Raw genomic sequence first — 26248 nt, 5'->3', positions numbered from 1 at the left:
CGCGGGGGCTTCGGGACGTTCTTCCACCCGAAGCCCTCCGCACCACCGCGCACCCACATGCCCGCACCTGAGGAAGAGTGAAGCCCCATGGCGACCGCCCGCATCGGCCTCGACCGGCTGCCGTCCGCCGCCCGCGCCGCCGTCGAAGAGCACACCGGCCCCCTTCTCTCGGTCGAGGAGGCAGACGAGGGTTTCAACAGCGAGATCGCGGCCCGCATCAGCTCCGCCACGGGCACCTGGCACATCAAGGGCCTGCGCACCGACCACCCCCGCGCCTGGACCCAGCGCCGGGAGGCCGCCGTCGCCCCCTTCCTCGCCGGCCTGGCCCCCGCCCTCCGCTGGCAAGTCGAAACCGCCGGATGGAACCTCCTCGGCTTCGAAGCCCTCGGCGGCCACCACGCCGACTACACCCCCGGCTCCCCCGACCTGACCGAAGTAGCTGCCCTCCTCCGCCGCCTCGGCGAGACCCCCTGCCCCGGCATCGAACTACGCCACGCCGAACAACGCCTGGAGCACTACGCCGCCCACCCCGACGACCTCCGCTTCTTTGCCGGAACCCATCTCCTGCACACCGACCTGAACTACGCCAACGTCCTCGTCGACGACCACGCCACCCGGGGCGAGCGAGCCCGCCTGGTCGACTGGGCCTGGGCAACCCGCGGGGCAGCCTGGCTCGACGCCGGCTACTGGATCATCTGGCTCATCGCCTCGGGCCACACTCCCGCATCCGCCGAGCAGTGGGCTGCCGAGATCCCCTCCTGGCACACCGCCCCCGCCGAAGGCATCACCGCCTTCGCCACCGCCAACACCACCCTCTGGTCCGAGATCAGCAACGCCGCCCCCGACCCGTGGATGCTGCGCCTCGCGACTGCCGCCGCCACCTGGCACACACACCGCAAAGCTGCCTGAACGGCAGGGCGCCGGGCCGATACTGACTGGTGCGTGCTCCGGTTGGTTTCCTGTATGCAGCGCATGCCGGGAGAAAATGTCTGCGCTCTTCGCGCACCTACTAAGTAAACCGCTTGCCGATTTCAAGCGTCCTTGACACATCCGTTGAGTCGACCTCAACCGTTTCATCGCCCTCCCGAATATAAATCTTCCCCCCCAGGAGAGAAACCTCACTCTGCTCAGGAATGCGAATAATCACCACCCCGAGACCGTAGTAATCTGAATAAGCAATGCTGGACAACACCGCATCTTTCAGACCTTGCGGAAGATCGGAAGATCGGATCGCCTCTTTCCAGCGCCCAAAATAGCGCTCGGGAGTCTCACCGAGCACGACAGCTTCTCGCCTCACACCGACTACGTATCGACCCTCGCATACCATCTGAGGGTTGATGTTGTCCAGTTTTCTGACCCTGCTGGCGTGGGCCTCCCTATCTGCCACACCAATGAGGATGGTACCTGCCCGCCTTTTTCCATTGTTGGCGATTGCACAGATAGTCTTGATCACCTTTTGCGTGACCGCTAGGTCGATACTGCGCGTGCCATCCAGACGAAGCATTCCCTGCTTCAGTTCATAGTGAGGCGCTTCGATCTGCGATCGTCTGACGATGTTGTCCACATCCATCGCCGTATGTTCCCCGTAGATATCACGGGCTTCACTTTCGACCGTGTGGGGGCGCACTAGACTTTTGATTGTCTCGACATTCCTGCGTCGTTCAGCGGATGAAGTCGAAGATTTTCCAGTCAGGATCCGCTTATCGAGATCAGTGATTGCTTCTTTCGCCCCAGCATGATCGGAAATCTTCCTGTGCTCCTTAAAGCAGAGTTCGTGGAGAGCCACACAGAGCACAGCGAAGACAGCAGGGAAAGCATTCGTGGTGGATTTCGAGAAAATGAGAGACCGGAGCTTCCGCTCTCCGCCGGCCGCGCATGTGGCACGGATCTCGTCTAGGCAGTACTTAAATTCTGCCGAGAATTTCTTTGCGCCGTAACTGTCGATAGCAGCGATCATTCGAGAGTTCTCTGGTGTCCCTTTCTCGTAGAGAGCATCAAGCGCCACCTTGGAACGTTCGACCAGGTTTCCACCCATAATCGAGGTCGCAATATCAGCGATACACTGCTCGTCCATCGAATCTCTGAGATCCGTCGACCTCAGAATCCCTTGCTCCACCCAGAAGACGCTGTCCGCTTCCACCTCGTATCCATGCTTCGTTTTTGGCAGATCAATACTAATTGACGGCATTTTATCCAGGCTAAGGATCTCACTAGAGGAATCGCCTCGAACTTCACAAGAGAGTTCTCGCACCAGAGTAGAGAGTTCATCCCTGACCCCCGCTTGCCGCCGCTCTTGGTCACTCAACCTGTGACCGTATGTGTTGATCCTGGCAAAAACATCGTCAATTTCCTCTTCAGTCGCCCCACGCATCACCGAGACCGCGATCGAATAGTCCAAGAGAGTACCGACCTCTCGAGCGGAAATTTTCTCCCCATCAGCCATCGCGAATGTCCCGCCCTCAACGGATCTCGTTTTTGCGGTGACAAATTGGTTCACGTCAAAATACTTGCCATCGATAGTGGTGAACGCAGTCTCAATAAAAGACACAATGGTGTGCAGACGCTGCAGACCATCGATTACCTCGTATTCGCCCCCTTCACGCTCTGCCAGCAGGATGGCAGGGATTGGGTAACGCTTCAGAACAGACTCGATCAGCTTCTGCTTCTCTTCTAGAGTCCAAACAAGCTTCCGCTGGTATCGCCGGTTTACCCAGAGCTTGTTTTCGCTGTACCAAGCGTAGAGAGATTGGATTGACTTTGGTTGTGAGTCCAGTTCGGCCATGTCATCATCTTGCCAGGTCGGCGACCGCGAGGTGGCCTTTGAACGAAAGAGCACTGGCGTTGCCCCAGCGCCAGAACTCGACTGACAGTCGCACGACAGCACTGGCCACTAGTGTCCTGAGTCGGTAGTTCGCTGGCGGTTATAGGGTGGGGCAATGCCTGGTCCGAAGCCGTTGCCGCTGGAGTTGTCCGATCACGAACGCCGGGTGCTGCGGGGCTGGTTGCGCAAGCAGACGGCGTCTCAGGCGCTGGTGCTGCGGTCGCGGATCGTGCTGGCGTGCGCGGAGGGCCTGCCGAACGTGCAAGTCGCGGACGACCTGGGCGTCTCGCGAGAGACGGTACGTAAATGGCGGTCCCGGTTCGCCGCGGACCGGCTGGAGGGCCTGGTGGACCGGCCACGTTCGGGGCCACCGCGAAGGATCACGGACGAGCAGGTCGAAGCCCTGGTCGCCAGGACGCTCGGCCAAGCTCCGCCGACGGGTGATTCGCACTGGTCGACACGTTCGATGGCCGAGGCGGAGGGCATGTCGCAGTCGGCCGTCTCGCGGATCTGGCGGGCCTTCGGTCTCAAGCCGCACATCGTGGAGACCTGGAAGCTGTCGACCGACCCGCAGTTCGTGACCAAGGTCCGCGACGTGGTCGGCATCTACCTGTCCCCGCCGGAGAACGCCCTGGTCCTGGCGGTGGACGAGAATTCGCAGATACAGGCCCTGGACCGCACCCAGCCCGTCCTGCCGATGGCGCCGACCACGCCGGCGAAGATGACCCACGACTACGTCCGGCACGGCACGACCAGCCTGTTCGCCGCCCTCGACATCGCCTCCGGCTCGGTCATCGCACAGCACTACCGCCGCCACCGCCACCAGGAGCTCCTCCGCTTCCTGAAGGTCATCGACGCCGCAGTCCCCAAGGATCTCGAACTCCACCTGATCCTGGACAACTACGCCACCCACAGGACCGAGCCGGTCAAGAAGTGGCTGCTGCGACACCCTCGCTTCCACCTGCACTTCACCCCCACCTCGGCGTCCTGGCTCAACCTCGTCGAGCGCTGGTTCGCCGAGCTGACCTCCCGCAAACTCCGCCGCCCGGCCCACCGCAGCGTCGTCGAACTCGAACGGGACATCCGCCGCTGGATCAACGAGTGGAACAAGAACCCCAAGCCGTTCGGCTGGACGAAGACCGCCGACGACATCCTCGACACACTCGCCGCATACTGCACACGAATTAACGACTCAGGAAACTAGCTTGTGCGCCGTCCGCGGCCCGGACGGGTGGCGTCAAGTCTGGTCGACCCAGCTGAGTAGATGCGCTCCCCTGAAATTGCCTCGGCCACAGTGACCCCCCGTTCACCCTGCGCGTCTACACGCACCTCATGCCCAGCAGCGAGGGACGCACCAGGAAGGCCGTGGACAGGATGTACGAAGCCGCCGATGCGCCCGACGGCCCAGGACGCCTGAAACGGCTTCGGGCCGACCGTGCGACACGGTCGGCCCGAAGCCTCACATCCAGACTTTACGCTTCTGACCAGGCCTTACAGCACCGGCAGCAGGTTCTTCAGCTCGAAGGCCGTGACCTCGCTGCGGTACTCCTCCCACTCCTGCTTCTTGTTGCGCAGGAAGAAGTCGAAGACGTGCTCGCCCAGCGTCTCGGCGACCAGTTCGCTCTTCTCCATCAGCGAGATCGCCTCGCCCAGGTTCTGCGGGAGCGGCTCGATGCCCATCGCGCGGCGTTCGGCGTCGGAGAGGGCCCAGACGTCGTCGTCGGCGCCGGCCGGGAGTTCGTAGCCCTCCTCGATGCCCTTGAGGCCCGCGGCGAGCAGGACCGCGTAGGTGAGGTAGGGGTTGGCGCCGGAGTCGATGGAACGGACCTCGACGCGGGCCGAGCCGGTCTTGCCGGGCTTGTACATCGGGACGCGGATGAGGGCGGAGCGGTTGTTGTGGCCCCAGCAGATGTACGACGGGGCCTCGCCGCCCGCGCCGGCCGCGCGGGAGGAGCCGCCCCAGATGCGCTTGTAGGAGTTGACCCACTGGTTGGTGACGGCCGAGATCTCCGCCGCGTGCGTCAGCAGGCCCGCGATGAAGGAGCGGCCCACCTTGGAGAGCTGGTACTCCGCGCCCGACTCGTAGAAGGCGTTGCGGTCGCCCTCGAAGAGGGAGAGGTGGGTGTGCATACCCGAACCCGGGTACTCCGAGAACGGCTTCGGCATGAACGTGGCCTGCACGCCCTGTTCCAGCGCCACCTGCTTCATCACCAGACGGAACGTCATGATGTTGTCCGCCGTGGAGAGCGCGTCCGCGTACCGCAGGTCGATCTCCTGCTGGCCGGGGGCGCCCTCGTGGTGGCTGAACTCGACCGAGATGCCCATCGATTCGAGCATGGTGATCGCCTGACGGCGGAAGTCCATGCCGACGTTCTGCGGCGTGTGGTCGAAGTAGCCCGAACTGTCCGCCGGGGTCGGGCGGGTGCCGTCGACCGGCTTGTTCTTCAGCAGGAAGAACTCGATCTCGGGGTGGGTGTAGAACGTGAAGCCGAGGTCGGACGTCTTGGCGAGGATGCGCTTGAGGACGTAGCGGGGGTCCGCGAAGGACGGGGAGCCGTCCGGCATCAGGATGTCGCAGAACATCCGCGCGGTGCCGGGGGCCTCCGCGCGCCAGGGCAGGATCTGGAAGGTGCCCGGGTCCGGCTTGGCGATCATGTCCGATTCGTACACCCGGGCGAAGCCCTCGATCGCCGATCCGTCGAAGCCGATGCCCTCGTCGAACGCCTGCTCCAGCTCGGCCGGAGCCACGGCGACGGACTTGAGGAACCCGAGGACGTCGGTGAACCACAGCCGCACGAAGCGGATGTCGCGCTCCTCAAGGGTCCTGAGGACGAATTCCTGCTGCTTGTCCATTGCCACATCCTTGCAGTTCAGACGGCCCGTGCACCACCGCCCGGGGTAGGGGGACACTTCAGTATCGCGACCCGGGATTTCCCCCAGATTACGCACACGGTGTGAGAGAGAGCACTCGGCCACCCACTACGATCGGCGACCGTGGCGCACGGGGGCGGCAGCCGAGCAGTGGCCGGCTTCCCGCCCGCCTTCCCTCCCGGCCTTCCGCCCGTCCGCGCGCATCGGTTCACGGACCGTCCCCACTCCTCCCGGCCCCTTCGCAGAAGGACTCGACGACATGAGCTTCGACCCCCGGTTCCCCCAGCCGCAGGCCCCCGACCCGCGCGCCCGCGCCACCCGCAACCGGGCCATCGCCATAGGGCTGAGCGCTGCCGTCGTGGCTGGTCTCGTCGCCTTCGGCTCGTACCTGCTCCTGGAGAACTCCGAGGCGAACGAGAAGTCCGACAACGCCTCGGCGGCCCAGGACGGCAAGCACCCGGGCGGTCACGGCGACTCCCACGGCAACGCCACGGGCGGGGCCATCGAGGGGCTGAAGTCCTGGGACGCGGCGAAGCTCGGCCGCCAGCACGTCGCGGGCTCGGTGGACTATCCGATGAAGCCTCCGGTCGGCGGCGACCACAACCAGTCCTGGATGAACTGCGACGGCGACGTATACGAAAAGGCCCTCCCGGACGTCAACGCCGTGCACTCCCTGGAGCACGGCGCGGTCTGGGTCACCTACAACGGCAAGGCCGCCGACGCCGATGTCGCCGCGCTGGCGGAGCGCGTCAAGAAGACCCCGTTCACGCTGATGAGCCCGTACGCCGGTCAGGAGGGCGCGATCATGCTCAGCGCCTGGGGCAAGCAGGTCGCCGTCGACTCCGCCGACGACAAGCGGGTGGACCAGTTCCTCGCCCAGTACGTCCAGGGCGCGCAGACCCCCGAGCCCGGCGCACCCTGCACCGGCGGGCTGGCCACGGTGCCGCGGTGACGGCCAGGGAGCGCACGGTTGAGGGCGAGGATCCTCACGCCCTCGTGGAGCGGCGGAAGACCCGGCGTGTCCGCCGGGCGGCCGGTGCCGCCGTGGCCCTCGCCCTGCTCTTCGCGGGGGCGGCCACCGTCGCCTCCGCGCGGGGCGACGGGGACGGCTCGGGAGCGGGGGGCGCGTCTGTTCGCGTTCCGGGGGCCTCGTCCGCCGACGCCGGGTTCGCCCGGGACATGGCCGTCCACCATCAGCAGGCCGTCGAGATGTCGTTCATCGTCCGCGACCGCACGGACGACGAGGACGTACGCCGTCTCGCCTACGACATCGCCAACACCCAGGCCAACCAGCGCGGCATGCTGCTGGGCTGGCTCGACCTGTGGGAGTTGCCGAAGGTCGCTCCGGGCGGGGAGCAGCCCATGGCGTGGATGGCCGGTACGGGCGGGCACGAGCACGGCGGACACGGCTCGGGCGGCACCGAGGCGGGTTCCGGTGCCGGTGCGGACGGGGTGCTCATGCCCGGCATGGCGAGCCGCTCCGAGCTGGCACGGCTCGGCCGTCTCGACGGTGAGGAGGCCGAGGTGTTCTACCTCCAGCTGATGACGGACCACCACAAGGGCGGCGTCGACATGGCCGAGGCCTGTGCGTCCCTGTGCGCGGTCCCGGCCGAGCAGCGGCTGGCCCGGGGCATGGTCGAGGGCCAGCAGTCCGAGCTGGGGCTGATGCGGGACATGCTGGCCGAGCGGGATGCCGAGCCTCGACCCTGAGCCGGGCCCGGGGCTCGGGGCTCGGGGCCCGTACTACGGGTGCGTCAGCTTGCGTCCTCGCGCCGGCGCACCCGAACGGGTGACTGCGGTCGCGCGGCCCCGGCGGGCCGGTGACGATGGGTTGCGCTCGGGGCCGTACGGCAGTGCCATCGGCACGCAGGAGGAAATCCCCCATGACGACCGCCAAAGACATCATGCACAGCGGGGCCCGCTGGATCCCGGCCCACGAGACGCTCGACCGTGCGGCGCAGCTGATGCGCGAGCACAACGTGGGCGCGCTCCCGGTGTCCGCCAACGGTGACTCCGACCGCATGGTCGGCATCATCACCGACCGCGACATCGTCGTCGGCTGTGTGGCCAAGGGCCACGACCCGGCGAAGGTCACGGCGGGCGATCTCGCGCAGGGCACGCCCCGCTGGATCGAGGCGGAGGCCGATGTGAACGCGGTCCTGGAGGAGATGCAGACCCATCGCATCCGCCGACTGCCCGTCGTCGAGAACAAGAAGCTCGTCGGCATGATCAGCGAGGCCGACCTCGCGCAGCACCTCACCGAGGAACAGATCGCGGGCTGGGCGGAGAAGGTCTACTCCCGCAGCTGAGCGCCCGTACGACGACGGCCCGGCGCCCTCCCCGCTCCACCCGGCTCCGGCGGAGTGATGGCAAGGTGATCAGAGGGTGCCGGGTCGCCCCCACCCGGGGCCGTATACCCGCCAGGGGTAGGGTGGCCCGCATGGCGGGCAGGACGCGGAGCAGGAGCGTGACGTACGGGCAGCTGATGCTGTTCGCCGCTCTGCTGTTCGGCATCGTCACCATGCATACGGTCGGGCACCCGGCGGAGCACGGCGGTGCGTCGGCCCCGCCTGCCGCCATGGCGGAGCACCTGACCCAGGCTCCTGGCCAGGATCGGGCCGCAGGTCCCGCCCCGGCTCCGGGCGTCGCCGACTCCCAGCAGGCACAGCAGTCCCAGCAGGCGCAGCAGGCGCAGCAGGCGCAGCACGACTCCCCGGACTCGGGCGCGCCCATGACCGGCATGGATCCGCTCTCCGTCTGCCTCGCCGTCCTCGGCGCCTGGGGCCTCGCTCTCCTCGGTTCCTGGCTGCTCGGGCCGCGCGCCGACGGACGGCCCCTCGGCACGCCGGCGGGAGCGGGGCTGCTGCGGGCCCTGCGGCCGCTTCCGCCGCCCCGGATATCGGTGCTCGACAGCGTCTCGGTGCTGCGTATTTAGGAGTGGGCGTCTCACCTCCGCCCTCTCCCAGCAGTAACCGCCCTTCAGTTCTTCAGAGGTGTATTCGGCATGCCCACGCAACCCACTCGACGCGCCGTGCTCGGCGCCGCTCTCGCCGTCGCCGGTACGGGAGCCCTCGCCGCCTGTTCCGACGGTGGCGGCGGCGATCACGGCGGAGGCCACTCCCCCGGCGGAGCGCAGGACTCCGGTACGTACGTCTCGCCCGACGGCAAGGAAGTCGAGGCGGCGGAGGCGGCGCGCGGCTCCGGCCCCGTGCGCAAGGTCTCCCTCACCGCCACCCGGGCCCGGCTCGACCTCGGCGGCGGGCGGACCGTCGCCTCCTGGGCGTACGGGGACCGGCTTCCCGGGCGCGAGGTGCGCGTGACGGCCGGCGACACGCTCGCCCTGACCCTCGCCAACCATCTGCCGGAGCCCACCTCCCTGCACTGGCACGGCCTCGCCCTGCGCAACGACATGGACGGGGTCCCCGGGCTGACCCAGCGGGACATCGCACCGGGGGCCGACTTCGCCTACCGGTTCGCCGTGCCGCACCCGGGGACGTACTGGTTCCACCCGCACTCCGGCGTCCAGCAGGACCGGGGGCTGTACGCGCCTTTGATCGTCGAGGACCCGAAGGAGCCGTTGGCGTACGACAAGGAGTGGGTCGTCGTCCTCGACGACTGGGTCGACGGGGTGGACGGGTCCACCCCTGACGCCGTCCTCAAGGAGCTGGCCGGGGGCATGGGCGGCGGGATGGATCACGGGGCGCACACCATGTCGGGCGAGGAGGACGAGGCGGACGAGGCGGACGGGAAGAACGGGAAGGGCACGGCGGACGGGAGCGGTGACGGGCCCTCGCGGATGATGATGGGGGCCACCAGCGAACTGCTCGGCGGGGACGCCGGCGATGTGGCCTACCCGCATTACCTGGTCAACGGGCGGGTGCCGCAGGACCCGTCCTCCTTCTCCGCGCGGCCCGGCGACCGTATCCGGCTGCGGATCATCAACGCCGGTGGCGACACGGCCTTCCGGGTCGCGCTCGGCGGGCATCGGATGACCGTGACGCACACCGACGGGTTCCCGGTCCGGCACACCACGGGTGACGCGCTGCTGCTGGGGATGGGCGAGCGGTACGACGTCCTCGTCACCGCCGGCGACGGGGTCTTCCCGCTGACCGCGCTGGCCGAGGGGAAGAAGGCCGGGAAGAAGGAGGCGTCGGCGCTGGCCGTGCTGCGGACCGGGAGCGGTGCCGCGCCCGCCGCCTCCGTACGGCCCAAGGAGCTGGACGGGAAGCTGGTGGAGGCGGGGCGGCTGGTGCCGGACCCCTCGGTCGCGCTGCCCTCCCGCGCGCCGGACCGGACGATCCGGATCCGGCTCACCGGCGGGATGGCGAAGTACGACTGGGCCTTCGACGGGCAGCCGTACAGCGCGAAGCAGCGGCGGCCGGTGGAGGCGGGCGAGCGGGTGCGGGTCGTCTTCGACAACGGGACGGCCATGTGGCACCCCCTCCATCTGCACGGGCACACCTTCGCGCTCGGCGGGAACGCCGCCGGGGCCCGTAAGGACACCGCGATCGTGCTGCCGCACCGGTCGCTGACCGTGGAGTTCGACGCCGACAACCCCGGGCTGTGGATGGTCCACTGCCACAACGTCTACCACGCGGAGGCGGGGATGATGACGGTCATCGGGTATCGCGGCTGACCCTGCGATCCTTGGCGGGTCGAGGCCGATAGCCGCTTCGACCTGCGGTTTCGGTGGGCCGGAGCAGATTTTGCCCGGCCCGCCGAGATATCGCGTCAGAAAGACGATTACACTGGGCTCCGTGCCTCAACTACGCCTCGCACTGAATCAGATCGACTCCACCGTCGGCGACCTCGCCGGCAACGCTGAGGCGATCGTCCACTGGACCCGGCACGCCGCCGAGCAGGGCGCTCACCTGGTGGCGTTCCCCGAGATGGTGCTGACCGGATACCCCGTCGAGGACCTGGCCCTGCGGTCGTCCTTCGTCGAGGCCTCGCGTCAGGCGCTCCGCGCGCTGGCCGCCCGGCTCGACGCGGAGGGCTTCGGCGAACTGCCGGTCGTCGTCGGCTACCTGGACCGCTCCGAGCACGCCGCGGCGCGTTACGGGCAGCCCGCCGGCTCCCCGCGCAACGCCGCCGCCGTGCTGCACCGCGGCGGGATCGCGCTCAACTTCGCCAAGCACCACCTGCCGAACTACGGGGTGTTCGACGAGTTCCGGTACTTCGTGCCGGGCGACTCGATGCCCGTCGTCCGGATCAACGGCATCGACGTGGCCCTCGCGATCTGCGAGGACCTGTGGCAGGACGGCGGGCGCGTCCCGGCCGCCCGGTCCGCCGGGGCCGGGCTGCTGCTGTCGATCAACGCCTCGCCGTACGAGCGGGACAAGGACGACACCCGGCTGGAGCTGGTCCGCAAGCGGGCCCGGGAGGCCGGCTGCACGACGGCCTATCTGGCGATGATCGGCGGCCAGGACGAGCTGGTCTTCGACGGCGACTCGATCGTCGTCGACAAGGAGGGCGAGGTCATCGCCCGCGCCCCGCAGTTCTCCGAGGGCAGCGTCATCCTCGATCTGGAACTGCCCGCCGCCGAGGCCGTGGCGCCCTCCGGTGTGGTGGACGACGGGCTGCGCATCGACCACGTGGTGCTGTCCGACCGGCCCGTGGACGCGTACGAGCCGGAGTTGGCGGGCGGGTACGCGGAGCGGCTGGGCGACGAGGAGGAGATTTACTCCGCGCTGGTCGTCGGGTTGCGCGCGTACGCCGCGAAGAACGGTTTCAGCAGTGTGCTGATCGGGCTCTCCGGCGGCATCGACTCGGCGATCTGCGCGGCCATCGCCTGCGACGCGCTCGGCGCCCAGCACGTGTACGGGGTTTCGATGCCGTCGAAGTACTCCTCGGACCACTCCAAGGGCGACGCGGCGGAGCTTGCGCGGCGGACCGGGTTGAACTTCCGTACGGTGCCGATCGAGCCGATGTTCGACGCGTACATGGGGTCGCTCCAGCTCACCGGGCTGGCCGAGGAGAACCTCCAGGCGCGGCTGCGCGGCACGATGCTGATGGCCCTGTCCAACCAGGAGGGGCAGATCGTGCTGGCGCCGGGCAACAAGTCCGAGCTGGCGGTGGGCTACTCCACGCTGTACGGGGACGCGGTCGGCGCGTACGGGCCGATCAAGGACGTCTACAAGTCGTCGGTCTTCCGGCTGGCGAAGTGGCGGAACCGGGCCGCCGAGGAGCGGGGGCAGACCCCGCCGATCCCGGAGGCCTCGATCACCAAGCCGCCGAGCGCGGAGCTGCGGCCGGGGCAGGTCGACACGGACTCGCTGCCGGACTACGACGTCCTGGACGCGATCCTGGAGATGTACGTCGACCGGGACCAGGGTCTTGACGCCATCGTGGCGGCCGGGTTCGACGCGGAGCTGGTGGCGAAGACGCTGCGGATGGTGGACGCGGCCGAGTACAAGCGGCGGCAGTATCCGCCGGGGACGAAGATCTCGCCCAAGGGGTTCGGGAAGGACCGGCGGCTGCCGATCACGAATCGCTGGCGCGAGTCGTCGTAGCGGGGGGGGGTGGACGGGCGATTACCGGGGGCGTCCGGTGGCCGCCTCTGTCCTCAAGCGCCGGACGGGCTGGGTTGTGCGGCGGTCACGTGTGGCCGCCGGGTCCGTCCGGCGCTTCGTTCCGTCCTCAAGCGCCGGACGGGCTGGAGATGCGGCCCCGGCGTGGATGCCGGTCCGCCCGGCGAAGCGGTTCCGTCCTCAAACGCCGGACGGGCTGGAACGGGTGCCGGTTCTGTCCTCAAGCGCCGGACCGGCTTGATTGGCCGCCACCACGCGGGATTTCGGTGACGGGCCCCGGTCCAGGTAGCCCGCCGTCGCCGCGACGGCCAGGCCGATCACTGCCAGCACCGCGCCGACGAGAGCCGGGGACGTCCAGCCCCAGCCCGCTGCGATGGCCACGCCGCCCAGCCAGGCGCCGCCCGCGTTGGCCAGGTTGAACGCGGAGTGGTTGGAGGCGGAGGCCAGCGTAGGGGCGTCCTTCGCCTTGTTCATCACCAGCATCTGGAGCGGGGTCGTCGTCATGAAGCCGACCCCGCCCAGCAGCACCACCATCACCAGCGCCGCCCACGGGAGGTGCACCGTGAACGGGAACACCACCAGGATCACCGCGAGCGCGCCGAGCGATCCGTACAGGGTCGGGCGCAGCGCCCGGTCCGTGAGGGGGCCCGCGGCCAGGGCGCCCAGGGTCATCCCGATGCCGAAGAGGGCCAGGACCAGGGTGACCGAGGATTCGCCGAAGCCCATCGCCTTCGTGGTCATGGCCGAGAGGTACGAGTACACCGCGAAGACCCCGGCGAAGCCGAAGACGGCGGTGAGCAGGCCGAGGATCACCTGACGGTTGCCGAGGGCGCGCAGTTCGCGGCGGACGTCCTGGTGCGCCTCGACGGGGATGTGCGGTACCAGGCGCGTGAGGGCCGCCATCGCGGCGAGGCCGATCGCCGCTACCACGAGGAAGGTGGCCCGCCAGCCGAGGTGCTGGCCGAGCAGGGTGGCTGCGGGGACGCCGACGATGTTCGCCACCGTCAGGCCGAGGAACATCGTCGCGACGGCCCGCGCCCGGCGGCCCTCGGGCACCAGCCGGGCGGCGACGACCGCGCCGACGCCGAAGAACGCGCCGTGCGGGAGGCCGGTGAGGAAGCGGCCCGCGATCAGCCAGCCGAAGTCCGGGGCGAGCGCGGAGGCCAGGTTGCCGACGGTGAACAGCGCCATGAGCGCCAGGAGCATCTTCTTGCGCGGGACGCGCGAGCCGAGGCCGGTGAGGAGCGGTGCGCCCAGGACGACGCCGATCGCGTACGCCGACACGAGGTATCCGGCGGTGGGCACGGAGGTGCCCAGGTCATCCGCCACGTTGGGCAGCAGCCCCATCATGACGAACTCCGTCGTGCCTATGCCGAAGGCGCTCACGGCCAGGGCGAGGAGAGCCAGGGGCATGGGGAGGGGACCTTTCATCGAGACGGGAGGCTGGGGAGGCGTGGCGGCGCGGGGCGCAGCCGGGAACAGCAGGAAGCCGTTGCCGGGGCACGCGGGGTGCCGGACAACGGCTCACGCCATATGTAAGTTACCGGAACAAATTCTCGCAGACGGTTGTGCCGGGCGCCTACCGGCAGGTGAACGGCTCGTTGCGGCCGCCCCACCGGATCTGCCCGGCCCACCGTGGGCCGCCCACCCGGCCCGCCGGATACGTCACAGCTCCACGCGGGCCGCGATCGGGAGGTGGTCGCTGTCGGTCGCCGCGAGGGTCCAGGAGGCCAACGGCTCGACGCCCTTGACCATGATCTGGTCGATCCGGGCCATCGGGAACGAGGCCGGCCAGCTGAATCCGAAGCCGTCGCCCGCCGCGCCCTGGGTGGAACGCATCTGGGCGGTGACGGCGTTCAGCGAGCGGTCGTTCATCGTGCCGTTCAGGTCACCGAGCAGGACGACGCGCTCCACCCGTTCGTCGGCGATGGCCTCACCGAGCGCGTCGGCGCTGGCGTCACGCTGGTTGGCGGTGAAGCCGGCGTGCAGTTTCACGCGGACGGACGGCAGGTGGGCCACGTACACCGCGACCTCGCCCTGCGGGGTCCTGACCGTCGAGCGCATCGCCCGGGTCCAGCCCATCTTGATGTCGACGGGCTTGGTGTCGGCCAGCGGGTACTTGCTCCACAGGCCCACGGTGCCCTGGACGGAGTGGTACGGGTAGCGGTCGGCCAGCGACTTCTCGTACGTGGAGACCTGCCTGCCCGGGAGTTCCTGGAGGGCCACGACGTCTGCCCCGGAACCGGCGACCTGCTGGGCCGTGCCGTCGGGGTCGGGGTTGCCGGCGTTGACGTTGTGGGTGGCGACGGTGAGGTCGCCGCCGCCGCCGGACTTGTCGGTGAGCAGGCCCCCGAAGACGTTGAGCCAGACCACGGTGGGCAGCAGCAGCGCGATCACGGCCGTCGCCGAGCGCCGCAGCAGGCCGAGGACCAGCAGCACCGGGATGAAGAGCGCGACCCACGGCAGGAACGTCTCGACGAGGCTGCCGAGGTTGCCGAGCCGGTTGGGGATCTGCGCGTGGACGACCATCAGCAGGGTCAGCAGCACCGAGCAGAGGGCCAGCACGATCCCGCGCCGCCAGACGCCCCGGTCGGACCTCAGCCTGTCCCACAGGCTCCGGAAGCGGGACCCACCGGCCTCCGGCTGCCCCGCGCTGCCGTGGTCCGTGTCCGCTCCGTACGCCTGCACCATCGCGCTGTCCTCACTGCCTTGCCCTGCACATCGCCGCGCCCTCGACCCTAGGCGATGAGCGGCGTCTTTCCGGCCGTCGGCCCACGGACCCGCCCGGCGTCCCCACGACCGTACGGAGTGCCCGTACGGAAAGCAGGACGACAGAGGCGGGACGCCGGGTTCCGGTACGGGGCCGGCCAGGGGGCTGCTGTGACAGAACGGTCACACTCGTACGGGGGCGAGCCCTCCCAGGAGGGCGGCGATGACGCGGTCCACGAGGTCCTCGGGGAGCGGCGCGTCGGGGCGGTGCACCGTGCGGACGAGCATGGGGCCGACGAACAGGTCGTCGATCAGCTCCACGTCGAGGTCCTCGCGCAGTTCCCCGGCTGCGACGGCGCGCCGCACCGCCTCCAGCATGGCGACCCGTCGGGGAGCGATCACCGTGCCGGAGTACTCCTCCCACAGCTTCGGATGGCTCTTCATCTGGGCGAAGATGTTGACCAGGAGCACCGAGGAACGCTGGGCGAGGCCCCGGGTGCGCATCGATTCCAGCATCACGCGCACGTCGGCGAGTCCGGCGGTGCCGGAGACGGGCGGGTCGGTGGGCTCCATGTCGCGTACGACGTCGACGAAGAGCTCCTCCTTTCCGCTCCAGCGCCGGTAGATGGTGGCCTTACCGACGCCCGCGGTGCGCGCGATGCGCTCGATGGAGAGGCCCGCCAGTGGCTCGCCCGCCTCCAGGAGGGCGATGACGGCGTCCAGGATCGCCCGCTCCGCCGCGGCGGAGCGGGGCCGTCCGCGGCGGGGCTCCGGATCCGCCGCCCCGGCCGGCGGCTCGCTCCCGTCCCGTGCCCCGCACCGGTCCCGCTCGCCGTCCTGGCCTTGCACCTGAAGCCGCCTCTCGCCGCGCTGTCGTCCCGGGTACGTCCGCGGCTGTCGCCCCGGTACGTCCACCGCTCCGATTCTCGCCGACCCGGGAGGGCCGGAGCGACGGCAGTCGCCGGCCGACCGCGGCCCACGGAGCCCGCCCGCCCCGGTTCCCACCGGGTCGGCCCCCGGCGCACCGGGCGTCAGCGGTGCAGCTTCTCCTTCGCGGGCGGGGCTTCCGCGGTCCCGGAGGCCCCGGTCGCCGCCGGGATCCGGCCGGGCAGGAACAGGCCGACGACGACGGCGCCGATCAGGGCGACGGCCGCCGAGCCGAGCGCGGTCACGTGCATGGCGCTGATGAACGCGTCGTTGGCAGCGGCGACCAGCGGCTTTCCGGCCACCGGGCCGAGCTTCTCGGCGACGCCGAGGGTGGCCTCGATGGACTCGCCCGCCACGTCCCTGACCCCGGCCGGGACGGCGCCGAGGTGGCCCTCGATGTCGCCCCGGTAGACGGTGGAGAGCACCGAGCCGAGCACCGCGATCCCGAGCGCCCCGCCGACCTGGCGGAAGGTGTTGTTGACGGCGGATCCGGAACCGGCCTTCTCGCGGGGCAGCGCCTGCATCACGGCGACGGTGACGGGCGGCATGATGTGCGCCATCCCGGTGCCCTGGACGAAGAAGACGAGGCACATCGCCCACACCGGCGTACCCGTGTCGAACAGGGCGAACGACGCGAGTCCGGCGGCGACGAGCAGCATGCCGACCGTGCAGACCGCGCGGGCGCCGAAGCGGTCGACGACCAGCCGGGCCCGGGGCGCGAAGATCATCTGGGCGGCGGCGAGCGGAACGATCAGCAGACCCGATTCCAGGGCGGTGTAGCCGCGCACGCTCTGGAGGTAGAAGGCGGAGAAGAAGGTCACGCCCATGAGCGCGAAGAAGACCAGCGCGATGGCGGCGACGGCGGCGGAGAACGCGGGCTCGCGGAAGTACGTGACGTCGATGGCCGGGTGGCTGCTGCGCTTCTCGTGCCAGACGAATCCGGCCAGCACCAGCAGTCCGCCGACGATGGCGAGGAGGACGGTGGTGTCGGTGAAGTCGGCCAGTTCGCCGCCCCGGATGATCCCGTACACCAGCAGGACCAGGCCCACGATGGACAGCGCGACGCCCACGGGGTCGACCCTGCCGGGCTTCGGGTCGCGGGAGTCGGGGATCAGGACCGCCATGGCGACGAGGGCGATCACGACCACCGGGACGTTCACCAGGAAGATCGAGCCCCACCAGAAGTGCTCCAGGAGCAGCCCGCCGGTGATCGGGCCGATGGCGATGCCGAGCCCGACGCTGCCCGCCCAGATGCCTATGGCCTTGGGCTGCTCGTCGCGCTCGAAGACGTTCATCAGGACGGCGAGGGTGGCGGGCATCACGAAGGCCGCGCCGAAGCCCATCAGCGCGCGCCAGGTGATGAGCTCACCGGGCGAGGCGGAGAACGCGGCCAGCGCGGAGCCGACGCCGAAGACCAGGATGCCACCGAGGAGGACCTTCTTGCGGCCGATCCGGTCGCCGAGCAGGCCCGCGGTGAACAGCAGCCCGGCGAAGACGAGCGTGTAGGAGTTGATCGCCCACTCCAGCTCGCTCTGGGTGGCGCCGATGCCGGTGGGGGCGGGGCTCGCGATCGTCTTGACCGCGACGTTCAGGATCGAGTTGTCCAGCACCACGATGAGCAGGCTGAACATGAGGACGGCGAGGATCCACCAGCGGCGGCGGTGGATCGCCTCGGGAACACGGGGCGCGGCGGCGGGAGCGCCGGACGGTAGGGACATGCGGACGATCCTAACCACATTTCGATACGACACCGTCTCGTATTGCTGAAGGTTTCCCCACCGGTTCCGCGCCGGTTCCGCACCGGCCACCGTTCGGACACGCGTGCGGGCCCACTTCCCGAGTGGCGGGGCGGGATGCCACCATGGAAGGGATCCGGGGACGCCGTCAGGGTGCCTCGAGATGACGAAGGAGCCACCGGCCATGTCGCTTCAGGCTGCACAGAATCCGTCTTCCCCCACGGGCACCTCCCCCGCAGGTGCGTCCGCCGACAGCAGCAAGGCGCTGTACGGAGGGAAGTCCACCCGCCGCATCACCGTCCACGACATCGCCGCCGCCACCGAGCGCGGCGAGAAGTGGCCGATGCTCACCGCCTACGACGCGATGACCGCGTCCGTCTTCGACGAGGCCGGCATCCCGGTCATGCTCGTCGGGGACTCCATGGGCAACTGCCACCTCGGTTACGAGACCACCGTGCCCGTCACGATGGACGAGATCGCCATGCTGTCCGCCGCCGTCGTCCGGGGCACCAAGCGCGCCCTCGTCGTCGGCGACCTGCCCTTCGGCTCGTACCAGGAGGGGCCCGTCCAGGCGCTGCGCAACGCCACCCGGCTGGTCAAGGAGTCGGGCGTCGGCGCGGTCAAGCTGGAGGGCGGCGAGCGGTCCCACGAGCAGATCCGGCTGCTGGTCGAGGCGGGCATCCCGGTCATGGGCCACATCGGCCTGACCCCGCAGTCCGTCAACGCGATGGGCTACCGGGTCCAGGGGCGCGGCGAGGAGGCCGCCCAGCAGCTGCTGCGCGACGCCAAGGCCGTGCAGGACGCGGGCGCGTTCGCCGTCGTGCTGGAGCTGGTCCCCGCCGAGCTGGCCGCCGAGGTCACCCGTACGCTCCACATCCCGACCATCGGCATCGGCGCCGGTTCCGCGACCGACGCCCAGGTCCTCGTCTACACGGACATGGTCGGGCTGACCGGCGGCAAGGTGCCGCGCTTCACCAAGCAGTACGCGAACCTGCGCCAGGTGCTCGGCGACGCGGCGAAGGAGTTCGCGGACGAGGTCGTCGGCTCCACGTTCCCGGCGCCGGAGCACACCTTCCACTGAGGCCCGCGCACTGACCGACGGGCCTTCCGACGCGTTTTCGGCCCGCGCCCACCAGCCATTTCCCGCACCACCGACAGCCCGCCGACATCCCCCATCGGCGGGCTGTCGCCCGTCCGGCGTCCGGTTCCCTGCCGTGTCGGCGGCCTGTCGGCGAGCTGTCGGTGGGCGCTGGTCTGCTGGTGGACATGGAACGAATCGACAAGAACCCCAGCAGCGGCCGGAACGCCGTCGAGGTGCGGGGGCTGGTCAAGCACTACGGCGAGACCAAAGCGCTGGACGGCGTGGACCTCGACGTCCGCGAAGGCACCGTCCTCGGTGTGCTCGGCCCCAACGGCGCGGGCAAGACCACCCTCGTACGCTGCCTGTCCACCCTGATCACCCCCGACTCCGGCCACGCGGTCGTCGCGGGCTTCGACGTGGTGCGGCAGCCCCGGCAGCTCCGCCGCACCATCGGCCTCACCGGGCAGTACGCCTCGGTCGACGAGAAGCTCTCCGGCTGGGAGAACCTCTACATGATCGGGCGGCTGCTCGATCTGCCCCGCAAGAAGGCACGGGCCCGCGCCGACGAGCTGCTGGAGCGGTTCTCGCTCACCGAGGCCGCCAAGCGGGCCTGCATGGAGTACTCCGGCGGGATGCGCCGCCGGCTCGACCTGGCCGCCTCCATGATCGGCAGCCCCTCCGTGCTCTACCTGGACGAGCCGACGACGGGGCTCGACCCCCGGACCCGTAACGAGGTCTGGGACGAGGTGCAGCGGATGGTCGCCGAGGGCGCGACCGTACTGCTGACCACCCAGTACATGGAGGAGGCGGAGCAGCTCGCCAAGGAGCTGACCGTGATCGACCGGGGGAAGATCATCGCCCGGGGCGGGGTCGACGAGCTGAAGGCGAAGGTCGGCGGACGCACCCTCCAGATCCGGCCGTCGGACCCGGCGGAGCTGGCCGCGATGGCGCAGGCGATCCGGGAGGCGGGCCTCGACGGCGTCGCCGGTGCGCAGGCGGTGCCGGACGAGGGCCTGCTGTACGTGCCGATCCTCAGCGACGAGCAGCTGACCGCCGTCATCGGGCTGCTGGGCGTCCGGGGCTTCTCCCTCGCCCATGTCTCAACCGCCCTGCCCAGCCTCGACGAGGTGTTCCTCGCGATCACCGGCGACAAGGCCACGCCCCTCTCCGACCAGGCTCCCCAGGAGGTCGCCGCATGAGCACCACGACACTGCCCCCCGCTCCCGCCGGGACCGCGGGCGCCGCGCCGTCGAAGCCGGGGATGGCCGACGAGGGCCGGATCGGTCTGCGGGCCAACCTGCGGCACATCGGGGCTCTGGCGCGGCGCAATCTGCTCCAGATCAAGAAGGACCCCGAGTCGATGTTCGACGTCCTTCTGATGCCGATCATCTTCACGCTGCTGTTCGTGTACGTCTTCGGCGGCTCGGTCGGCGGCAGCCTCGGCGGGGACCGGCAGGACTACCTGAACTATCTGGTTCCCGGGCTGATGGCGATGATGGGCATGAACATCGCCATGGCCGTCGGCACCGGGGTCAACGACGACTTCCGCAAGGGCGTCATGGACCGGTTCCGGACGATGCCGATAGCCCGCTCGTCGGTGCTGATCGCCAAGATCGTGGTCGAACTGGGCCGGATGATGGTCGCCATCACCATCCTGCTCGCGATGGGCTTCGCCCTCGGCATGAGCCTCGGCACGTCCGTGTTCGGACTCCTGGCGGCGGTCGCGCTGTCGGCGGTGTTCGGCGCCGCCATCATGTGGATCTTCATCGTGCTCGGGCTGGCCATGAAGACGGCCCAGGCGGTCCAGGGGATGGGAATGCTGGTGCTGATGCCCCTGCAGTTCGGCTCCTCCATCTTCGCGCCGCCCACGACCATGCCGGGCTGGCTCCAGACGTTCACCGACTACAACCCGCTGTCCAATCTGGCCGACGCGGTGCGGGGCCTGATGATGGGCGGCCCGGTCGCCAACTCCGTCTGGGTGACGCTCGCCTGGGCGGCGGGCATCACCCTGGTGATGGCTCCGCTGGCGGTGGCCAAGTTCCGCAAGAAGGCCTGAGCGTCACTCCGCGGCGGGCTGCCGGTACGTCTCCGCCAGGGCGGCGGCCTCCTCCAGTGTGAGGCCGGCGCCCTGGCGGTGGGCCGCCGCGTACGCCTCGTCGTCGATCCGGGCGCGTACGGCCTGCTCCGCGTCGTCGAGGGCCTGGCCCTCCAGCGTGGTCGGCAGGTGCCCGGGCGGCAGGAGCGCCGCCTGGAGGCCGAGGAGCCGGGCGGCGGCCTCCGGGGCCCCCGCGTCGTCCAACCCCGCCAGCGCCCGGGCGATGGTCGTCAGCTGCATGGACGCCATGAACGGGGCCATCATGGCCGAGATCCGGTCCTGGGAACGGCCCAGGGCGGCCAGCGCGACGTCGAGCGCGGAAGCGTACGCGCCTTCGAGGTTGTCCAGCCAGGCCAGCACCCCGAGCACGAATCCGTCGAAGACACCGACGGTGCGGGAGCTGAACTCCTTTCGCAGCAGCGACAGCTGCTCGCGGGCTTCGGCCGGACGCCCCTGACGTCCGAGCAGGAAGCCCAGGTGCAGGCGGGCGGTCGGCATCGCCTCGTGTCCCGAGAACCGGCCGCCGTCGACGATCTCGCGCAGGATGGCCTCGGCCTCCTCGAACCGGTCGAGTTCGGTGAGGGCCCCGGCGTACCGCGCCCGCAACACCGCTACCTGGGACCGGGCGCCGAGCGTCTGCGCATAGCCGATCGCGGCCAGGTAGTCCTCTGTGGCGGCGGTGAAACGGCCCGCTCGCTCGTTCGCCTCGCCCCGGGAGGAGAGCGACTCGGCGGCGCCCCAGTCGTCGCCGAGCCGCGCGAAGATCTCCAGGCTCTCGTCGGCGTCGGCCAGTGCCTCGCCCGCCCAGTCGGGGCGGTTGGCCAGGATCTTGGCCCGCATCTCCAGCGCGGCGCCCAGCTCCCACTCGTAAGCGAACTCCCGGGAGGCCCGGACCGTCTCGTCCATCAACTCGCGCAGCTCGTCGACCTCTCCGGTGAGCAGGATCGCGAACAGCCAGAGCGAACCGGGAGCACGACAGGTCTGCGGCTGCCCGGCCCGGTAGGTGCGGCTGATGATGTCCATCCGTTCCCGGCCCTGCGGGGTCAGCCACTCCTCCATCGCGTGGTCCATGCTGACCAGCTGGATCAGCCCCACACCTCGCCGTGCCTCCGCCACCTGCTCCGGCTCCCAGGGCGGAGGCCGGTCGGTGGCCCGCTCCAGCAGCGAAGGAGCCCGGACGCCGGGCGGGGCGAAGGGGTCGGGGCCCAGTGCGGCCACCGCCCCGCCCCACTGGCGGGCGTCGGAGTTGAGGTCGCGCATCATCCAGTACCAGGACAGCGACAGCACCAGGCAGAGCCCCTCCTGCTCGTCCCGGGCGGCGACGGCGTGGCGGAGCGCCGTGCGCAGGTTCTCGTACTCGCGCTGGAAGAGCGCGATGGCCTCCCGCTGCCCGGCGCCGCGCAGCTTCGGCCCGGTGATCCGGGCCAGCTCCCGGTAGTGGACCAGGTGACGCCGCTCGACGGCGCCCCGTTCGACGGCCTCCTCCAGGCGCTCCGCGGCGTATTCGCCGACCGTCTCCAGCAGCCGGTAGCGCATCTCCTCGTCGTCGCCGGGCGCGGCGACGACGAGGGACTTGTCGACCAGGGACCCGAGCAGGGCGGCGACGTCCGGGGAGTCGACGGCGACGCCGTCGGCCGGTGCGGGCAGGGCGCAGACCTCCTCGGCGGCGGCGAGGGAGCAGCCTCCGGCGAAGACGGAGAGCCGGCGCAGCACGGCGCGTTCGGCGGCGTCCAGCAGGTCCCAGGACCAGTCGACGACGGCGCGCAGGGTCTGCTGGCGGGGCAGCACGGTCCGGCTGCCGTTGGTGAGGAGGCGGAAGCGGTCGTCGAGCCGGTCGGCGATCTGGCGCGGGGTGAGCATCCGCAGCCGGGCGGCGGCCAGCTCGATGGCGAGCGGCAGCCCGTCCAGACGGCGGCAGATCTCGGCGCAGGCGGCGGCGGTCGCCCCGTCCGCGTCGGTGCGGAAGCCCGGGCGGGCCGCCGCCCCGCGCTCGGCGAGCAGGCGCAGCGCCATCGGGTCCGGCAGCGGGTCCACGGGACGGACGAACTCGCCCGGCACGCCGAGGGGTTCGCGGCTGGTGGCGAGGACGGTGAGCTGCGGGCAGTGGGTCAGCAGCCGCTCGGCGAGGGCGGCGGCCGCTCCGATGACGTGCTCGCAGTTGTCCAGGAGGAGGAGCATCCGGCGCGGGGCGCAGTGTTCGGTGAGGCGTACGAGGGGGTCGGCGGCGGTGCGGTCGGTGGCCCGCAGCTCCTCGGCGCCGGCCCCGCGCAGCACGGTCTCGCGGGCGCCGAGCGCGGTCAGGACGGCTTCGGGCACGCTCTCCGGGTCGTCCACCGGCGCCAGTTCGGCGAGCCAGACGCCGTCGGGCCAGCTCTCGGCGGCGGCCTCCGCGGTCTCCTGGGACAGCCGGGTCTTGCCCGCGCCGCCGGGGCCGAGCAGGGTGACGAGCCGGCTCCGGGCGAGGTCGTCGCGGAGCGCGGCGATGTCGCCGTCGCGGCCGACGAAGCTGGTGAGCCGGGCCCGGAGGTTCCCGGGCGGTATCGGGGACGCGGTCGGGGCCGGGGCCGCCGGGGAGAGGGCCGCGCCCACGGCGGACGGGGCGCCCGGGGTGGGGCGGGGCGCGGGCCCCGGCACGGGCGGCGCGGCCGGTTCCTGGTGGAGCAGTTCGGTGTGCAGGGCCCGCAGGCCCGGGCCCGGGGCGGTGCCGAGGCGGTCGTCGAGCAGGGTGCGGACCTCCTCGTACGCGGCCAGCGCCTCGGCGGGGCGCCCGGCGTCCCGCAGGGCCGTGATGCGCAGGACCTGGAGCGGTTCGTCGAGCGGGTGGGCGTCGCAGAGCACGGCCAGCTCCGGCAGCGCCTCCCCCGCTCTCCCCAGGGCGAGGAGAGCCCCGGACCCGGCGCGTCGCGCGTCGAGCCTGCGGGCCTCCCAGCGGGACGCCTCCGCCGCGCGGTCGGGCAGATCGGCGAGGGCGGGCCCGTGCCACAGGGCGAGGGCCTCCCCCAGGAGGGTGAGGGCACCCGACGCGTCGCCGTCCTCCAGGGCCCGGCTCCCGTCCCCCGCCAGGCGTTCGAAGCGGTGCAGGTCCACGGCGTCCGGCGGGGCGGCGAGCCGGTAGCCGCCCGCCGCGGACTCGACGGCGCTCCGGCCCAGGGCCCGCCGCGCCCTCCCGACCAGGGCCTGGAGGGCGCCGGCCGCGTCGGCGGGCGGGTCGCCGTCCCACACCTCGTCGACGAGGACTCCGGCGGGGACGGTCCGCCCGGGGCGCAGCGCGAGCACGGTGAGCAGGGCGCGCAGCCGCGCCCCGCCGAGGAGGACGGCCGTTCCGTCGTCGCGGATGGCCCGGGTGGTGCCGAGGATGCAGTAGCGCACGGGCCCATTGTCCGTGACGGAGGGGGTCGAGGCGTTGACCGGGTGGAACTCCACAAGCGGTCTCCGGCGTTCCAGCCCTGTCGGCCCCGTACGATCCCCCTTCCCGCGTTCCACGGCGGGGCCCCCACGCCGTACAGTCCCTCCCCCGCCCCCTCACCCCAGGAGCCGATCGCCGATGACCACCGCAGCCACCCGCGGCGACCGGAGGATCAGCCCGGTCTTCCTCGGTATCGCCGCCGTCACCGCGGTCGCGGGCTGGGCGGTGTGGACGGGTTTCGCGGACGCCACCGGTTTCGCGGTGTTCCTGTTCGTCACCGGTGCCTGGGTCGTCTCGCTCTGTCTGCACGAGTACGCGCACGCCCGGACCGCGCTGCACAGCGGGGACCTCTCGGTCGCGTCCAAGGGCTATCTGACGCTCAACCCGCTGAAGTACACGCACGCGCTGCTCAGCATCGTGCTGCCGGTGCTCTTCGTGATCATGGGCGGGATCGGGCTGCCCGGCGGCGCGGTGTACATCGAGCGCGGCCGGATCCACGGCCGCTGGAAGCACAGCCTGATCTCGGCGGCGGGCCCGCTGACGAACGTGGCGTTCGCGGTGGTGTGCACGGCCCCGTTCTGGCTGGACGCGCTCGACGGGGTGCCGGTCGCCTTCCGCTACGCGCTGGCGTTCCTGGCGATGCTCCAGGTGACGGCGGCGATCCTGAACTCCCTGCCGATCCCGGGTCTGGACGGGTACGGGGTGATCGAGCCCTGGCTCTCGTACCGGATCCGCCGCCAGGTGGAGCCGATCGCGCCGTTCGGGCTGATCGCGGTGTTCGCGATCCTGTGGATCCCCGAGGTGAACATCGCGTTCTTCGACGCGATCCACGCCCTGCTGCGCGGGCTGGGCGTCGAGGAGTTCCAGCGGTACTGCGGCTACGACCTGTACCGCTTCTGGCGGGGCCTCTTCGACGAGCAGGACCCGGGGTGCGCGGTGGGTTGACATGGGCTGACATGGGCTGACAGCGCGGCGCCGCGTTCAGCCTGACTCGTTCAACCCGATTCGTTCAGGCCGACTCATGCAGCTGGCCTCGTGCAGTCGGCCTCGTGCGGCCCGTCTCGTTCAGCCGGCGTCGGCGGCGACGGCCAGCCGGTGCTTGCGGATGTAGAACCAGGTCATGTTCGACGAGAGCCCCGCGACGAGCACCCAGACGATCCCGAGCAGGCTGCCCTGCGCGAAGGAGACCGCGGCCGCCACGACGGCGAGGACGCAGACGACGAGGGCGTAGAGAGCGATGCGGGGCATGGGGGTCGACTCCTGTCGGGAACGGGTCGCGGTCCCTTCCAGTGTCCCCCATGCCCCGTTGTGCCCCGACCGGGCCCGGCGGGGCCGGTCAGACGTCGGTGGTGCGCAGTCCGGCGTGGGCCTTGTAGCGGCGGTTGACCGAGATCAGGTTGGCGACCAGCGACTCCACCTGGTGGGCGTTGCGCAGCCGGCCCGCGAAGATGCCCCGCATGCCGGGGATCCGGCCGGCCAGCGCCTGCACGAGGTCCGTGTCGGCCCGGGCCTCGCCCAGGACCAGCACGTCGGTGTCGATCTCCTCGATGGACTCGTCCTGGAGCAGCACGGCCGAGAGGTGGTGGAAGGCGGCGGTGACCCGGGAGTCCGGCAGCAGGGCCGCGGCCTGTTCGGCGGCGCTGCCCTCCTCCGGCTTGAGGGCGTAGGCGCCCTTCTTGTCGAAGCCGAGCGGGTTGACGCAGTCGATGACGAGCTTGCCGGCGAGCTCCTCGCGCAGGGACTGGAGCGTCTTCGCGTGGCCGTCCCACGGCACCGCGACGATCACGATGTCGCTGCGCCGGGCGCACTCCGCGTTGTCCGCGCCCTCGACGCCGAAGCCCAGCTCCGCCGCGGCCTGTTCGGCGCGGGCGGCGTCCCGGGAGCCGAGGGTGACCCGCTGTCCGGCGCGGGCGAGCCGGTAGGCGAGGCCGCGCCCCTGCGGGCCGGTGCCGCCGAGCACGCCCACGCTCAGGCCGGAGACATCGGGGAGGTCCCAGGGGTCCTTGGCAGGGGGCTTGGGCGCGCTGCCGCTGTCCTGTGTAGTCATGGGCCCGACCCTACTGCCAGGTAGC

Annotated in this window: 21 protein-coding genes and 1 pseudogene; 13 read left to right on the top strand and 9 right to left on the bottom strand. The window is 70.5% G+C overall.

The genetic code is table 11. The features are described from left to right. The first annotated feature begins 87 nt into the window (after positions 1–87). Positions 88–909 carry an aminoglycoside phosphotransferase gene (locus AC3CH1_RS27310; RefSeq protein ID WP_488465337.1) on the top strand — a complete coding sequence of 274 codons (822 nt, stop codon included), beginning with the start codon at positions 88–90 and terminating at the stop codon, positions 907–909. 100 nt (positions 910–1009) lie between these two features. Here the strand turns inward: AC3CH1_RS27310 and AC3CH1_RS27305 are convergent, their stop codons facing one another. After that, positions 1010–2782 carry a GmrSD restriction endonuclease domain-containing protein gene (locus tag AC3CH1_RS27305; RefSeq protein WP_488465336.1) on the bottom strand — a complete coding sequence of 591 codons (1773 nt, stop codon included), beginning with the start codon at positions 2780–2782 and terminating at the stop codon, positions 1010–1012. A 154-nt stretch (positions 2783–2936) separates the two neighbouring features. Here AC3CH1_RS27305 and AC3CH1_RS27300 point away from each other — a divergent pair, with 154 nt between their 5' ends. Both AC3CH1_RS27300 and AC3CH1_RS27295 read left to right on the top strand, forming a co-directional pair. Continuing rightward, the gene (locus AC3CH1_RS27300) at positions 2937–4025 is read left to right on the top strand and encodes an IS630 family transposase (RefSeq protein ID WP_488465335.1); all 1089 of its coding nucleotides are present in this window, start codon (positions 2937–2939) and stop codon (positions 4023–4025) included. Between the two features lie 80 nt (positions 4026–4105). Beyond that, positions 4106–4228: pseudogene (locus tag AC3CH1_RS27295) on the top strand (tyrosine-type recombinase/integrase); the annotation flags it as partial. 84 nt (positions 4229–4312) lie between these two features. On the opposite strand, the gene glnA reads toward AC3CH1_RS27295, so the two are convergent. Next, positions 4313–5674, bottom strand: a complete 1362-nt coding sequence (gene glnA / locus AC3CH1_RS27290; protein ID WP_003969536.1) for a type I glutamate--ammonia ligase — start codon at positions 5672–5674, stop codon at positions 4313–4315. A 277-nt stretch (positions 5675–5951) separates the two neighbouring features. On the opposite strand from glnA, the gene AC3CH1_RS27285 reads away from it, so the two are divergent. The 6 genes from AC3CH1_RS27285 (at position 5952) to AC3CH1_RS27260 (ending at position 12204) form a co-directional block, all read left to right on the top strand. After that, entirely contained in the window at positions 5952–6644 is a 693-nt protein-coding gene (locus AC3CH1_RS27285; protein WP_488465334.1) for a thioredoxin-like domain-containing protein, read from the top strand. A gap of 44 nt (positions 6645–6688) precedes the next feature. Next, positions 6689–7402, top strand: coding sequence for a DUF305 domain-containing protein (locus AC3CH1_RS27280; RefSeq protein ID WP_488466750.1), 714 nt, complete (start codon positions 6689–6691; stop codon positions 7400–7402). 173 nt (positions 7403–7575) lie between these two features. Beyond that, positions 7576–8001: a CBS domain-containing protein gene (locus AC3CH1_RS27275; RefSeq protein ID WP_050357946.1), complete on the top strand. Its 426-nt coding sequence runs from the start codon at positions 7576–7578 to the stop codon at positions 7999–8001. 131 nt (positions 8002–8132) lie between these two features. Continuing rightward, positions 8133–8627 carry a hypothetical protein gene (locus AC3CH1_RS27270; RefSeq protein ID WP_488465333.1) on the top strand — a complete coding sequence of 165 codons (495 nt, stop codon included), beginning with the start codon at positions 8133–8135 and terminating at the stop codon, positions 8625–8627. A 69-nt stretch (positions 8628–8696) separates the two neighbouring features. After that, positions 8697–10328, top strand: a complete 1632-nt coding sequence (locus AC3CH1_RS27265; protein ID WP_488465332.1) for a multicopper oxidase family protein — start codon at positions 8697–8699, stop codon at positions 10326–10328. Positions 10329–10449: 121 nt separating this feature from the next. After that, positions 10450–12204 (top strand): NAD+ synthase, encoded by a 1755-nt coding sequence (locus tag AC3CH1_RS27260; protein ID WP_488465331.1) that lies wholly within the window; start codon positions 10450–10452, stop codon positions 12202–12204. A 198-nt stretch (positions 12205–12402) separates the two neighbouring features. On the opposite strand, the gene AC3CH1_RS27255 is transcribed toward AC3CH1_RS27260, so the two are convergent. From AC3CH1_RS27255 to AC3CH1_RS27240, 4 genes are all read right to left on the bottom strand, one after another. Then, the gene (locus AC3CH1_RS27255; protein ID WP_488465330.1) at positions 12403–13635 is read right to left on the bottom strand and encodes an MFS transporter; all 1233 of its coding nucleotides are present in this window, start codon (positions 13633–13635) and stop codon (positions 12403–12405) included. 252 nt (positions 13636–13887) lie between these two features. Further along, on the bottom strand, positions 13888–14913 hold the full coding sequence (locus tag AC3CH1_RS27250) for an endonuclease/exonuclease/phosphatase family protein (protein ID WP_488465329.1): 1026 nt from the start codon (positions 14911–14913) through the stop codon (positions 13888–13890). 201 nt (positions 14914–15114) lie between these two features. Next, positions 15115–15780 carry a TetR/AcrR family transcriptional regulator gene (locus AC3CH1_RS27245; RefSeq protein WP_488465328.1) on the bottom strand — a complete coding sequence of 222 codons (666 nt, stop codon included), beginning with the start codon at positions 15778–15780 and terminating at the stop codon, positions 15115–15117. Positions 15781–15962: 182 nt separating this feature from the next. Continuing rightward, a complete protein-coding gene (locus AC3CH1_RS27240; RefSeq protein WP_488465327.1) occupies positions 15963–17576 on the bottom strand; it encodes a DHA2 family efflux MFS transporter permease subunit in 1614 nt (537 codons plus the stop codon). Between the two features lie 202 nt (positions 17577–17778). Between AC3CH1_RS27240 and panB the strand changes: the two genes are divergently transcribed. From panB to AC3CH1_RS27225, 3 genes are all read left to right on the top strand, one after another. After that, positions 17779–18675 carry a 3-methyl-2-oxobutanoate hydroxymethyltransferase gene (panB, locus tag AC3CH1_RS27235; RefSeq protein WP_488465326.1) on the top strand — a complete coding sequence of 299 codons (897 nt, stop codon included), beginning with the start codon at positions 17779–17781 and terminating at the stop codon, positions 18673–18675. A 185-nt stretch (positions 18676–18860) separates the two neighbouring features. Then, complete coding sequence (locus AC3CH1_RS27230; RefSeq protein WP_488465325.1) at positions 18861–19874, top strand: ATP-binding cassette domain-containing protein; 1014 nt, start codon at positions 18861–18863, stop codon at positions 19872–19874. Further along, entirely contained in the window at positions 19871–20731 is an 861-nt protein-coding gene (locus AC3CH1_RS27225) for an ABC transporter permease (protein ID WP_488465324.1), read from the top strand. The genes AC3CH1_RS27230 and AC3CH1_RS27225 overlap by 4 nt, the downstream gene beginning before the upstream one ends. A 3-nt stretch (positions 20732–20734) precedes the next feature. Here the strand turns inward: AC3CH1_RS27225 and AC3CH1_RS27220 are convergent, their stop codons facing one another. Then, entirely contained in the window at positions 20735–24139 is a 3405-nt protein-coding gene (locus AC3CH1_RS27220; RefSeq protein WP_488465323.1) for an AfsR/SARP family transcriptional regulator, read from the bottom strand. A gap of 175 nt (positions 24140–24314) precedes the next feature. Here AC3CH1_RS27220 and AC3CH1_RS27215 point away from each other — a divergent pair, with 175 nt between their 5' ends. Next, positions 24315–25121, top strand: a complete 807-nt coding sequence (locus AC3CH1_RS27215) for a site-2 protease family protein (protein WP_488465322.1) — start codon at positions 24315–24317, stop codon at positions 25119–25121. Positions 25122–25241: 120 nt separating this feature from the next. Here the strand turns inward: AC3CH1_RS27215 and AC3CH1_RS27210 are convergent, their stop codons facing one another. Next, entirely contained in the window at positions 25242–25424 is a 183-nt protein-coding gene (locus tag AC3CH1_RS27210; RefSeq protein WP_488465321.1) for a hypothetical protein, read from the bottom strand. Positions 25425–25512: 88 nt separating this feature from the next. Further along, a complete protein-coding gene (gene npdG / locus AC3CH1_RS27205) occupies positions 25513–26223 on the bottom strand; it encodes an NADPH-dependent F420 reductase (protein ID WP_030586158.1) in 711 nt (236 codons plus the stop codon). Positions 26224–26248: the final 25 nt, after the last annotated feature.

This window comes from Streptomyces sp. MGP-P1 (assembly GCF_057766565.1).
Note: the sequence above shows the minus strand (reverse complement) of the source record. Positions and strands in the feature narration are given on the sequence as shown.

What these genes read in the sequence shown, in the direction of transcription:
- AC3CH1_RS27225 (WP_488465324.1), top strand. Translation starts at nt 19,871, where the DNA reads ATGAGCACCACGACACTGCCCCCCGCTCCCGCCGGGACCGCGGGCGCC.
- AC3CH1_RS27255 (WP_488465330.1), bottom strand. Translation starts at nt 13,635, where the DNA reads ATGCCCCTGGCTCTCCTCGCCCTGGCCGTGAGCGCCTTCGGCATAGGC.
- AC3CH1_RS27215 (WP_488465322.1), top strand. Translation starts at nt 24,315, where the DNA reads ATGACCACCGCAGCCACCCGCGGCGACCGGAGGATCAGCCCGGTCTTC.
- AC3CH1_RS27265 (WP_488465332.1), top strand. Translation starts at nt 8,697, where the DNA reads ATGCCCACGCAACCCACTCGACGCGCCGTGCTCGGCGCCGCTCTCGCC.
- AC3CH1_RS27275 (WP_050357946.1), top strand. Translation starts at nt 7,576, where the DNA reads ATGACGACCGCCAAAGACATCATGCACAGCGGGGCCCGCTGGATCCCG.
- AC3CH1_RS27240 (WP_488465327.1), bottom strand. Translation starts at nt 17,576, where the DNA reads ATGTCCCTACCGTCCGGCGCTCCCGCCGCCGCGCCCCGTGTTCCCGAG.
- glnA (WP_003969536.1), bottom strand. Translation starts at nt 5,674, where the DNA reads ATGGACAAGCAGCAGGAATTCGTCCTCAGGACCCTTGAGGAGCGCGAC.
- npdG (WP_030586158.1), bottom strand. Translation starts at nt 26,223, where the DNA reads ATGACTACACAGGACAGCGGCAGCGCGCCCAAGCCCCCTGCCAAGGAC.
- AC3CH1_RS27300 (WP_488465335.1), top strand. Translation starts at nt 2,937, where the DNA reads ATGCCTGGTCCGAAGCCGTTGCCGCTGGAGTTGTCCGATCACGAACGC.
- AC3CH1_RS27210 (WP_488465321.1), bottom strand. Translation starts at nt 25,424, where the DNA reads ATGCCCCGCATCGCTCTCTACGCCCTCGTCGTCTGCGTCCTCGCCGTC.
- AC3CH1_RS27230 (WP_488465325.1), top strand. Translation starts at nt 18,861, where the DNA reads ATGGAACGAATCGACAAGAACCCCAGCAGCGGCCGGAACGCCGTCGAG.
- AC3CH1_RS27305 (WP_488465336.1), bottom strand. Translation starts at nt 2,782, where the DNA reads ATGGCCGAACTGGACTCACAACCAAAGTCAATCCAATCTCTCTACGCT.
- panB (WP_488465326.1), top strand. Translation starts at nt 17,779, where the DNA reads ATGTCGCTTCAGGCTGCACAGAATCCGTCTTCCCCCACGGGCACCTCC.
- AC3CH1_RS27310 (WP_488465337.1), top strand. Translation starts at nt 88, where the DNA reads ATGGCGACCGCCCGCATCGGCCTCGACCGGCTGCCGTCCGCCGCCCGC.
- AC3CH1_RS27250 (WP_488465329.1), bottom strand. Translation starts at nt 14,913, where the DNA reads ATGGTGCAGGCGTACGGAGCGGACACGGACCACGGCAGCGCGGGGCAG.
- AC3CH1_RS27285 (WP_488465334.1), top strand. Translation starts at nt 5,952, where the DNA reads ATGAGCTTCGACCCCCGGTTCCCCCAGCCGCAGGCCCCCGACCCGCGC.
- AC3CH1_RS27270 (WP_488465333.1), top strand. Translation starts at nt 8,133, where the DNA reads ATGGCGGGCAGGACGCGGAGCAGGAGCGTGACGTACGGGCAGCTGATG.